This window comes from Paenibacillus kribbensis, assembly GCF_001705305.1.
In the GTDB taxonomy this organism is placed as follows: domain Bacteria; phylum Bacillota; class Bacilli; order Paenibacillales; family Paenibacillaceae; genus Paenibacillus; species Paenibacillus kribbensis_B.
The window spans coordinates 1-11,461 of sequence record NZ_MCBP01000032.1 but is presented as its reverse complement, the minus strand read 5'-3'; the positions used below and the strand labels follow the sequence as shown (position 1 = coordinate 11,461).

Sequence of the window (11,461 nt, the reverse complement as noted above, 5' to 3'; positions counted from 1 at the left end):
GGAAGCGCATGAGCTGCTGGCCGCTCGGCAGCAGCCGCGCCAGGCATAGCAAAAAAGACGGCCGGGGCCGTCCTGAGCGTGTCGGCTAGCATCGAACGTCGAGTGCTACCCAAGCCGTTCAATGAGACATACAGTATAAGACCGCTTACGGCCTGTGAGCGCGTAGTACAACCAAATAGCGTCCAAACATCCAGACAGAGACAAAAAAGGCTTCAGAAACGGCGCTAGAGCGTCTTATGTGGATATTGTAAGGTTAGGCTGCTATTGAAATTGTTAACCTATCATTATTCAAATGGCATTCAATTTGCATTCATATATCATTCATTTCAGAATAAAATCTGTTTTAATTGGGCTAAACCATTCAATTTGAATGCAAATTGAATGGTTATTTTATTCTTTTTAAGATTCTGAAGTGGCTGCTGCTGCTCTTCTAGCTTCTAACTGCTGGCCATATACTTTCCAGCGTTGAAGATCTCGCTGCAATCTTTCCTCTGCCCTTCTCTGTTCATCTTGTCTCGCAAAATCTTGATCGACCTCAAATTGTTTATTAAAAATAGTAGAGGTAAACCACCGGGGAAATACTTTTATCTTATCTGCTGTCGTAGACCGCTTAGCGTATTCCGTAAAAGTACGATCAATGGCAGCGCAATGATAAGTATTAATATCCCTGTTGTCGTTAGCCATGCATTCAATAATCTGAAGTGCCATATCATTCGGGATGTTGTATCTTGTTAGGTTTTGCAGAAAAGCTTCATGCCGAATTGTGGGTAATTTTGTGTTGCTCACTTTTATCAACATGTGGATAACCGGATCGTTGCCGGTGTATACCTCTTCTTCCTCAAGAGCTAAAGATTGAAAACCTAAAGATGTAATACTACTGATATTGCTCATTTTGGGCAACCCCTGCTCATTTTGAGCAACCCCCTGCTCATTTTGAGCAACCCCCTCTATATGGTATTGCTCATTTTGAGCAATACCATATGTTGTGGTTTTCGAAGGTTTGGAATCAATGTCATTCGTTTTTGGTTCTGTTTTTGGTTCTATTTCTGGCTCTGGATCAATAGGAACGCTGAGCGCATAGCCTTCAAGAGAAAACCCTAATTTTCCTAATTTATCCTGTATGTAAGAGAGATTCACACGATAATAATTGGTTGAATGGCGCGGATCTGGATTAGGGCGACTTTCCATAAATTTGTTATCCACAAGCGAACGCATTTTTCTATCCACAGTCTGACGAGTAGAAAACATAATTTCGTCGCTCATTTCCCTGGCTGATTTCCAAAACCAGCCGTTTTTCAATTGTCCTTGTAGCTTCGCTACTTTACGTTGGTCACCGATTTTCTCATAGGCTTCAATCTCATTTTGTAGTTCCTGATCGGATTTGTTTACAATCTCTTGCCAAAATATCATTTGGTTCAAGATCGCGGCTGAAACTGCGTCACCTACTAGACTCACAAACTCTTCTTTTATTGTGCATCTTTTCAATTTTCTTGGCTGTTGTTCCAACATAATAAAAAACCTCCATTTGGCCCATATACTCCAACTAAATAGGAAGGGCTAAATAAAGGTTTTTCTTTGCTATGCAGCTACATTTATGGTATAATTGAACCACAAATGTAGCTAATATAAAGAAGTCCTCTATAAAGTCCTCGCTCCCGGGGAGTTAAACGGTTCTCGTCGCCAAACAAGTGACCGTTAAACTGTGGGTGTGCGGAGTATGGGGGATTTTTTTTTGTTTTAAATTGATTGTTAACGGCTGAAAATGGTATCTTTAGTCTAATAAAACTTTACTAGCATTATAGCAAATCATGGATACAAGAGTAAACGACATTTTCTAAATATGCAAGGTGGGGATACTTTGGCTAGTCCCAAATTGAATTTGGTACTCAATGCAAAAGCGAATGAAATTATTACTTTAGCGGCTGGAAAAATGGGAACCAGCAAAAGAAATGTTATTTCGTTAGCGCTGGCTGAGATTTTAAAAACCACGTATGACAAAAGATTCATTGATTCATTAGCCAATGAAATTACAACAAGTGTACCAACGGCATCAACGGTAAATGAACAGATCCAAGAGAAAATTGAAAAGTTAGAAAGGTATGGCCATTCCAGAAGAGTTTTTTTTGGGCTGCTTATCTCGGACTATTTTTTACACAATCAGGATAAGTTTAAAATCACTGAACTGGACGAATCAGATAGCAATGAGGGCGATAAAGGACATATTGAAATCACGCTTGACCGTATCACTAAAGAAAAAATTGTGCGGCACTGTAAAGCGAATGCTATGTCAGTTAGTAGCCTTTTTTCACACTACATTCTAAGTGAAGAGATAAAAGTTGATTCTTTTGTAGTAGAAGAAAAAAGTTTCCTGAACCTAGTTCTAGGAGAAAATGTTAAAAAAGCCCTACAAGATAGGTCTAACAGCACAAACAGAACCTACCGATTTTATTTGAATTTGATTGCAGAACAAATAGCTAGGAATATTTCCGTATAAGGGAACCTTACAAACAGAGGTTCCCTTCTTTACTTTCTAAAATTAATCTGATAAAGTCGTATTAGAATAAAAAAGGAGGGATTTTATGGTATGTAGGTTCCATTACTGAATGGGAGATTCGTCCAATACTAAATTTGGATGGAGTCTAGTAAAATTCCAGTAAGATGGGAAATTTCATGTTTGAAGGAGGAAATACAGAATGTTTGATCTGATTAATAAGTTTTTAGAAACATTATTTGGTGACATGACTAAAACTGGCATAACCGTATTTGCCATAGGGCTTTTAGTAACTGGCTTGCTGGCAGCATTTGGTGGAGAAGAAAATCAAGGCAAGTTTAAAAAAGCTTTTGGCCTGTGCCTTATTGGATTAGCTGCCTTTTTGTTGGCAAAGGCAATTGTGGCGTATTTTCAAACGAACCTCGGAGGTTAAAGGGGGCTTCAACATATGGCTTTTGATACTCAAGGGGCGATTGAAAGAAGGGATCGACTACGACAGGAGGGGAAGATTGAGCTTCCCCTGAACGTGGACACACGTAAGTATCTTTTGTCCTTTCTCAAGTATCGGGACATTCTAATATCCCTACCTCTATTTGTTGTTTGTGCAGCGATATTTATGTATTTACGTCATACCGGGTATGACGTAAATGCACAACTGGTCGTTGTTTGTCTTTCGCCTTGGGTCACTTTTTTGACTATTTTAAGCATTCATCATCCTGACCGTAAGAATATCAATTTTTTTACTCATAAGGTAATATGGCGTATTCAATTCAGAAGGAGACAAAAACTTTTTGTATATGAAAAAGGTGGACTTATGGATAAAAAGAAGGCTCTTAAAGATATTAGAGAGCAATTAGGGATTAGAAATGTTTATTCTGAATGCTACGAAACAACGGATAATCGCTTTGTTAAGGTAATCAAAGTATCCAGCATAAACTTATCCCTTCTTAATAAAACCGAAAAAGAGAAAATATTTCGCTCCTATGAAACGTTTTTAAACGATGTTTCAATATCCATGTTACCTCTTCAAGTGAGCCAAATTGCACAGCCAATCAACCTTACAAAATATGGACGGGATATTGAAGCAAAAGTAGCTGGAGTAGAGAACAAGGCTAAACAAATGTTGAATAAAAGTTATCTTAAACATGTCGATGATATGCAAACTTCTAAAGATATGGTTTCGCGCAATCGTTATGTTATTCTGTCACGTTCCTTTAATTTGCTAACACGAAAAAAAGTGTTGGATGAACTGGAAAGAGACGGGAAATTACTGTCTTCCCAAATTGAAAATATGATGGGAGGAAGACATAAACTTAAAGCTAAAGTGCTGAACAATGAAGAACTTTTCCACCTTATGTTTGCGTGCATCGACTATGAAAATGCACAAGTGAACTTTAGCTTTAAAACCTCATTATTTTCACCGCTGACGGTAGGAAACCGCACCTTTGAAGAAATGGATGGGCGTTGGGCTAAGATGAAAGAGGATCACATTATGTAAGGAGGAAGGATATTCCTATGAATCTCTTAAAAAAAATAAAAAAAGGAACCTTGGAATCCTCCTATGAGGGATATAATGAGAATATTTTGAACTTGTTGTCTCCTGACTCCATTCAGGAAGAAGAGTCATATGTCCGTTCAGGAGCTAATTTCACGCGAACCTTAGTTGCGGTTGAATATAGCGCTATCCTACAGCAAGAGCGTATACAGAGCTTGAATGATATAAGCGAAAATATTAGCGTCATTCAATTTTTAAGTGTATACGATTCGCATGAGGTTAGAAAACAGCTATCGGAGAGCATTAAACAAAATAATCAGAAAGTAAATTCTAAATATGTGAATGATGCCGGTAAATCGGATGCAGAAGCGGAAATTGACAGTGCTAAAATGACGCTGCACCAGTTGAGCTATAAAAATGAACGTATGTTCATGTTTCAAATGCTAATACACATTGTTGCTTCCGATCAAAAGCAGCTTGAATCGTTGACACAGCAAGTTAAAACGGTAGTTGGCCCTTTTGCCAAAACGGTTACGCCTATGACTAAACTAAAAGATGCCTTCGATAGTTTCCTACCTCTCGGGAAGAATAAGGTTTATGACCTCACGTATAGACCGATGAATGCTGAAGCAGTCAGCTACTTCTTCCCTTTCCATGAAAACGAAATTTTTGATCCTGATGGACTTATAAAAGGTCGAAATCTTACTACAGGAAATGTGGTCGTAGTAGATGATGAAATGCTGCTTAATAAGCACGAATTTGTAATTGGCATGTCTGGGGTCGGTAAATCGACGTATATCTTTTCGAGTATGATGCGGAAATGGTCTACTGGTACACGTATTCGCACCATTGACCCAAAGGGTGAGTTCGGGAAGATCTACAAGAGCTTAGGCGGCGAGTGGGTGAAATTCAGCTTCCGTAACGGCAGCATATTAAACCCATTTGATATTCCCAACATTAGTAAATCTGCTCAAGCGGAAATGGAAAAAGAAGGTATTTCAGAGGGTAATCCTTTGTTGTCTAAAATCAATGTTTTGCTGATTATGTTCAGATTGATGTATCCAGACATAAGCGACTTACAAGAAGATATTCTCTCTAAGTACCTCATTGAAATGTATGCAAAATTTGGAGTAGATGAAAACACGGATATAAGTCAACTCAAAAAAGAAGATTTTCCGATTATGAAAGATTTTTATGACTTTCTTACGGAAAAAAAGAAGACCGAAAATGAAGAGTTCTCGAAAGTATCCGATTTCTATACTATTTTATATTCCTATGCTGAAGGGTTATTTTCAAAGATACTGAATGGTCACACCAATGTCGATGTAGATAATTCATTGTGTAATTATGATATTTTGGATCTGCAAAATAAACCTAAGCTTCAGCGAGTCATATATTTTCTTTTGCTTTCTCACGTACAGTACGAAATTATTAACGGCGATGGTACGGATACACAATTTTTTATTGATGAAGCTCACGTTATTGCCGATCCTAAAGTACCGCTTGCTATGGAACAATTGTATTTTGCCATGAAAGTTTTGCGGTCATTTAATTGTGGTGTTACCCCAGCGTCCCAGTCTATTAAAGACTTTTTATCCGCTACCGATGGGGTACGTAACTATGGTGAGGCTGTAATTAGCCAGGCTACCCAGCGGCTATATCTGCCAATGGCAGAGACGGAAGTAGATTACTTGGAACGAGAAATGAATATGCAGTTTTCGGAGGAAGAGAAGACGGCAATTACCGTTATTGAAGGAAGTAAAAAAGAAGAAGCAGGGAAAGGAATATTCTTTGTAGGTTCTAAAAAAATCAAGCTGCATGTTGTCTTAACCGATTTAGAAAAACAACTATGGTTTGATAAAATCCCCTTTGAAGAAGTGGTGCAGTAATGAAGGAGCTTTTAAAACAAGCGATACTGTACAAGGCCAGATATATTATTGTAATCGCAATACTGGTATGTGGGGTTGTGGCCGTTATATCTGCCATTATGTCGGCTGTTCTCGACGATGACTCTGGAGGTAACGGTGCTGGAGTACCCGGGCCTATTATGTGTACAGCCGGGAAAATAGATCAAACAGCCATTGGTAACATGTTTGCCAATGCCGGCGTTTTCACCGGCAAAGAGGATGTGTTTATCCAGGCGGCTAAGGACAATGGCATTGATCCTGTACTGTTGATGGCTATAGCCTTACATGAGACTGGACACGGTACATCCCCGGCTGTCAAAAACAAAAATAATCCTGGTGGATTAATGAACCCGGATGGTAGTGGGTTATTCTCGTATTCCACACTGGACGAGGGCATTAACGCGATGGCAAGTAATCTGAACAGATTATATATTTCGCAAGGTCTGATAACGATAGAACAGATTGGAAATAAATACGCTCCTGTAGGAGCTGATAATGATCCGAACAATCTTAACGCCAATTGGATTCCTGGTATAACAAGAATGGCCAATTCACTAGGTGGTCTTTCCGCAAATTGTAGCGCTACGGCTACCGGAGAATTTGCGCTTCCGGTTCCTGGCCCGTTAAGAGTTACATCACCTTTTGGCCCAAGAGTACATCCGGTTACGGGTAAACAATCTTTTCACAAAGGCGTGGATTTAGCATGTCGCGTGGGTGATCCTATATATGCTGCGGATACGGGGACGGTTGTTGTAACCGTTAAAAGCGGTGGTGATCATTATGGACACCATTTAATTATAGACCACGGCGGCAAGTATACATTGTATGCCCATTTGACTACCGTCATGGTGGATCTAAACCAGCCGGTTACAAAAGGGACTCAAATTGCAACCTGTGGGAAAACGGGAAGGGTAACCGGGCCGCATCTACATTTTGAAGTCCAAACAGGCGGTATTTATGGACAGAGACAAAATCCTATGCCGTTCTTGGAAAGCAAAGGAGGAGGAACAGAATGAGAAAGGGTTGGTTATTGTTTGCCCTGACCGTTGGTGTATTGGTTTCATCGGGGTTATGCCTGAAATTTTATGTTGAGCTGCAACAATCAAAAAAAGTAATCGCTGAATATAAGGACATTGAGCTGCTGAATCAAAGGTCAGAAGAATTTGCGAAGGCATATGCAAAAGGCAAACATAAAGACTTCCTGACTCCCGAAGCAGACAGTAAATTCAAGAAAATGGAATCGGAGAAATATGTAAATCTGGATGCCCAGGATTCAGGATTGGAAACCGTGGATATTCAGCAATTGTTCACGAAAAAAGCTGCGGAAGACGGCGAAGCTGAGTCATTTGCTACGGTTGCGATCCGATATGAAATGGATAAATCGAAGACATTCGGGGATGATTATTTCCAAACGCTGTCTATAAACTCGAAATGGAAGAAAGTTAATAATGTATGGAAAGTCAACGATGTGAAGGTAAGTCTGTTAGGTGACAGTAGCGACGATGATTTACGTAAACAAGCAGAGGAAGCCTTACGCAATGCCAAGGAATCGAGGGGTGAGCAATGAAGTTATCCCAAGAGAAAAAAGAAAGAATAGTCAAACATGCCAAAAAAATAACTCAAAAAATGGAAGGTATATTTGCGGAAATAGCGAAGAAGGTCTATGACAAGCCTATTGAAAAAGCTAAGAGGGAATTTTTTTTAGAGTACCGTGAAGAAATGACGGAGGATGAAATTAGGGAGCTGCGGTATCGAATCAGTATCCGCTGGATCGTCCCTATATTCGGGATTTTATTCTTACTGTTCTACTTATTAAGGAGATTATTCACATGAGTAGAATATTTAAAATTTCCCTCATTGTATATCTCTTAGTCTCATTAGGCTTGGTATTCCCACATGCAAGCTTTGCTGAACCTGGCGACTACTACGAGCAGCATGAAGAGTTCTTTGAAAACGCGCCTGAGTCTTACAAGGACTTTATTAAAAAATACGATCCAGAGCAGCGAAGCGTGGATTGTGGACGTTTTGAAGTCTCATGTCATGTGTACAAAATCGCTTTGGATAGCGGTGTATCTGGAATGGACTTCATTAAAGATATCATCAAAAAAACGATCATATCACCAACGGACATTATAGACAATCAGACGTACAAAGCTTACAAGGACGGTATGTTTGTCTTGTCAAAGACTCTTCTGGCGATATTCATTATTTTTAATGCGGTTAAAATAGTGAGTCTACGCCTGGGTGACGCTGAAGATGGCGCAACAGTGGTCAATGAGAAAGTTGTGTCTATGGTAGTCATTGGGATCTTCCTTTTTCTCTATGAATATATCATAGAATGGATACTACATTTACAAGAGCTACTAATGACAGAGATTGTGGATTCAATCAATAGCTCGGACATGGTTTTAAATATCATAACGAACATACTTATGGGGCCAGGCTTGTTCTCGGTATTGGTAATCCTGATTATAGCCATAATTCTGATTGCTCTTACGCTTCAGTTATTTTATCGGATTGCTTTTGTGGCGATCTTATATATTGCTGGCCCGGTTGCTATTTCAACGAAATTGAATGAAACTTATAATTTTTTTGATTTCTGGCTTAAAAACATGGTTATTGCTTTCGTCACCTTGGCTCTACAGTTGATTTGTATCGCCGTGGGTTTACAAGAGTTCTTAATTCCACCAAGCTATTACGGAGATACTTTTCACATGTTTTCAGGAGCAGCCTTTTTTGTACTGGCCATCACATTACCAGGCATTTTAGGTCAATGGGGATTTAGCACAGGATCTTCAAGAGCTTTAGCTTCAGGAGCAAAATCTGCTGTCAAAATGATGGTTATGAGAAGACGGTAAAGGGGTGAATTTGATTTGAAAAAAACAGTTATATCGTTAGTGGTGATTCTCCTTATTGCGTCTGGATGCAGCAATAAGGAGAATCAAGTCACAAAAACTCCTTCTGTAGAACAAGGGCAATCGACTCAAGAAACTGTTTTTACAAGTGCGGACATTTCATCAGCAAAAGAATTGTCGAAGCAGTATGTCTCCATATTGACAAGCTTTCACGGACGATCTGCACGCACTACCCAGGAGCTTGACCAAATTCAGAAGGAAATGATGGATAAAATCAAAAAGGGGATGCTACTTTTTCAGGATTCCAGCATTTATCGAACAAGTGATACAAAAAGGAATAATGATGATGTGCTGGAGCTGAATGCTTCCAGCTTTCAAATTGGTGATAAAACAGAAGAAATTTATTACACAAATATTGATGCCCATGAGCTAATCGTACCCATGATTTATACGAAGCCTGGAACGGATAAGAAATTCAATTATGAGCTGCGTTTTGTGAAGACGTTAGACAATGAAGTACAGCTTATCAAAGACGGTTTTTATGTCAGCGGCCCGGATCTTAAAAAGAAAGATAATGAAGCCTATGAGGATAGCTATAAAAAACCGGAGCTACAGCAGGAAGTGAAACAAGAGCTTAGAATTAAGTAAAGGGGTGTGACTCGGTATGCAATCTCCCATTAATAAGTACGGCGAAATAGAAATTATAGGCGATCATGTTCAGTACAGCATTCCAATCAGCTATACAAGCATTAGCAGCCTGGATGAACTGGAAAGCATGTACAAACAAAAAGGGCTTTCACTTGCACATTTCAAAAATTATGTATTTGCTCATGATCTTTCATTCATCACGAACCGATTAGTATTTGACTACGATCTTGCTGGTATGAAGTCTTTTTATTACCTGCGGCAAATTTACTTTGAAGATCAGATTTACTATTTCCGTTCCTTCGTGGATCTAGCTAAGAATAATCACAATACGCCTATACTATGGGATAAAAATAATTTTTTCCTAGACTTGACCGATAGTAAAATGAAAGTTTTTATCTTTGAATTTGAAGGCCACCGGCTCTACAGTACGCCGCCTACACTTGATGGATTGAAGGAAATTATTTTATTATCACTGACTACGTTATATCGCGTTTTGGGTAAACCGCGAATTACGGATTTTATAGATCAGCGAGACGTAGTGATTCGTTTTGCAGAACAGATTTTAAGAGCTGTAAGCATTGATGATGTGGGCAGGATTGTTGAAGAAACAATTGTCACCGTGGAGCGCAAAGAAGAAATTCAGCGTGAGTATGAAGCTAGATTGAAAAATATGAAGTATTGGGCTAGACGGAAGGAAATCAAGAGCAATAAGCTTGCTGGAAAGTTTGTAGCGGCTACCTCTTCTGAAATTTTTATAGAGAAGTCCAAACGGGGAATACGTTCTAAAGAAGAGACAATGCGGAGTATGAAAACCAAGGGCGATCAGGAGGATAAGGAAGCATTCTGGAACTCAAAATGGTTTTATGTGGGTGGTGCTGGAGTGGCCGCAATCCTACTTGTGGCCACCGCGTTAGGCGCATTTGAGGGCGCGAATGCTGAAGCTCCACAACAAGCCAAAGAACAGCAGCAAGCGGCAGCAGCCACTACATTAACATCTGAGCAGTTGGCTAATGTCTACAAGCAAATAATGGCCGGGGATAATCAGGCCGCATTAAAGACATTGGAGCAAGCTGGATATGCAAAGCTACCTGAAGATTTGCAAAAACAAATGCTTGATTTGTATGTAAAAGAGGGCGAATATGATAAGGCTATCGGGCTTAACCCGGCATACGCGGATATTGTTGTTAGTAACCTGGTTGCAAGTAAACAAACCGCAAAGCTGAAGGATTTACAAACCAAAATTGATCAGCCAGCGATTAATTATGAAGTAGCTTATATGAATGGCGACTATGAGAAGTTGATTGGCATAGCTAGGGATATAAAACTTACAGACAGACGGAAAAATCAACTGCTCGTGGCTTACTTATGGTCAGGACTTAGCAGCGAAGCATCCTATTTAGCAAAGCAAGAAGGCAGCTCGGATATGGCGAAAAAAATATCCCAATTTAAGGAAGTTAACCAGCGTGTTAAAGAGTATATAAATAAAATTGATGTAGCAAAGAATAAAAAAGATGATAAGACGGTTAAAAGTCTTCAGCAAAAAGTCGAGCAAATTAAGGCGAATTTCAACAGGGTATAACCAAGGCTAAGGGGGAAGGACGGAATGTGATTTGAATAAAAAAATATATATTCGAGGTCTTGACGAATTAGGCCGTATTACAGTTCCTAAGCAAATCCGAAAGGAACTACGTCTTGGAGAAAAACAAATGCTCGAAATCTACAGTGACGGTGAGAGGATCATTGTGGAAAAATATGATAACCTGGAGCCGTGTTTGGTTACTGGAGAGTCTATGAAATCGAATCACACTTTTGCCTTTGGAAATGGTGCATTAACGTTAAGTCCTCAAGGGATTGATAAACTCCTTGAAGAGCTAGAAAAATACAAACGCTCACAAGCTGATTGACCAGCCCTTCGGGGCTTTTTCTTTTGCTCTCCTGGTGTGCGCTTGGCAGAGCGCCGCACCAGGTACAGCGAAAAGGACGGCTGGGGCCGTCCTGAGCATGTTGGCCAGCATCGAGCGCCGGGCGCTGCGGTATGGCTTCGTGGATCTCCTGCCGCTCCGAT

General features: G+C 39.8%; 12 protein-coding genes. 11 read left to right on the top strand and 1 reads right to left on the bottom strand.

Going from position 1 to position 11,461, the window contains the following annotated elements; genetic code table 11:
* Positions 1 to 399: 399 nt before the first annotated feature.
* A complete protein-coding gene (locus BAZ21_RS27030) occupies positions 400 to 1,509 on the bottom strand; it encodes a hypothetical protein (protein WP_068505921.1) in 1,110 nt (369 codons plus the stop codon).
* 349 nt (positions 1,510 to 1,858) lie between these two features.
* Here BAZ21_RS27030 and BAZ21_RS27025 point away from each other — a divergent pair, with 349 nt between their 5' ends.
* The 11 genes from BAZ21_RS27025 to BAZ21_RS26975 all read left to right on the top strand — a co-directional run bounded on the left by BAZ21_RS27025 (position 1,859) and on the right by BAZ21_RS26975 (position 11,300).
* Entirely contained in the window at positions 1,859 to 2,494 is a 636-nt protein-coding gene (locus BAZ21_RS27025; RefSeq protein WP_068505920.1) for a hypothetical protein, read from the top strand.
* Positions 2,495 to 2,693: 199 nt separating this feature from the next.
* Positions 2,694 to 2,924 (top strand): TrbC/VirB2 family protein, encoded by a 231-nt coding sequence (locus tag BAZ21_RS27020; RefSeq protein ID WP_068505919.1) that lies wholly within the window; start codon positions 2,694 to 2,696, stop codon positions 2,922 to 2,924.
* Positions 2,925 to 2,939: 15 nt separating this feature from the next.
* Entirely contained in the window at positions 2,940 to 3,989 is a 1,050-nt protein-coding gene (locus BAZ21_RS27015; RefSeq protein ID WP_068505918.1) for a hypothetical protein, read from the top strand.
* A 17-nt stretch (positions 3,990 to 4,006) separates the two neighbouring features.
* Positions 4,007 to 5,875, top strand: coding sequence for a VirB4 family type IV secretion system protein (locus tag BAZ21_RS27010; protein ID WP_068505917.1), 1,869 nt, complete (start codon positions 4,007 to 4,009; stop codon positions 5,873 to 5,875).
* Positions 5,875 to 6,909, top strand: a complete 1,035-nt coding sequence (locus tag BAZ21_RS27005) for a M23 family metallopeptidase (RefSeq protein WP_068505916.1) — start codon at positions 5,875 to 5,877, stop codon at positions 6,907 to 6,909. Before BAZ21_RS27010 ends, BAZ21_RS27005 begins: the two co-directional genes overlap by 1 nt.
* Positions 6,906 to 7,460, top strand: coding sequence for a hypothetical protein (locus tag BAZ21_RS27000; protein ID WP_068505915.1), 555 nt, complete (start codon positions 6,906 to 6,908; stop codon positions 7,458 to 7,460). Before BAZ21_RS27005 ends, BAZ21_RS27000 begins: the two co-directional genes overlap by 4 nt.
* Positions 7,457 to 7,726 (top strand): hypothetical protein, encoded by a 270-nt coding sequence (locus BAZ21_RS26995; protein ID WP_068505914.1) that lies wholly within the window; start codon positions 7,457 to 7,459, stop codon positions 7,724 to 7,726. The genes BAZ21_RS27000 and BAZ21_RS26995 overlap by 4 nt, the downstream gene beginning before the upstream one ends.
* Positions 7,723 to 8,751: a conjugal transfer protein TrbL family protein gene (locus BAZ21_RS26990; RefSeq protein WP_068505913.1), complete on the top strand. Its 1,029-nt coding sequence runs from the start codon at positions 7,723 to 7,725 to the stop codon at positions 8,749 to 8,751. Before BAZ21_RS26995 ends, BAZ21_RS26990 begins: the two co-directional genes overlap by 4 nt.
* Before the next feature lie 15 nt (positions 8,752 to 8,766).
* Positions 8,767 to 9,396: a hypothetical protein gene (locus BAZ21_RS26985; RefSeq protein WP_068505912.1), complete on the top strand. Its 630-nt coding sequence runs from the start codon at positions 8,767 to 8,769 to the stop codon at positions 9,394 to 9,396.
* 16 nt (positions 9,397 to 9,412) lie between these two features.
* Complete coding sequence (locus BAZ21_RS26980) at positions 9,413 to 10,975, top strand: hypothetical protein (RefSeq protein ID WP_068505911.1); 1,563 nt, start codon at positions 9,413 to 9,415, stop codon at positions 10,973 to 10,975.
* Positions 10,976 to 11,006: 31 nt separating this feature from the next.
* Positions 11,007 to 11,300 (top strand): AbrB/MazE/SpoVT family DNA-binding domain-containing protein, encoded by a 294-nt coding sequence (locus tag BAZ21_RS26975; RefSeq protein ID WP_068505910.1) that lies wholly within the window; start codon positions 11,007 to 11,009, stop codon positions 11,298 to 11,300.
* The last annotated feature ends 161 nt before the right edge of the window (positions 11,301 to 11,461 follow it).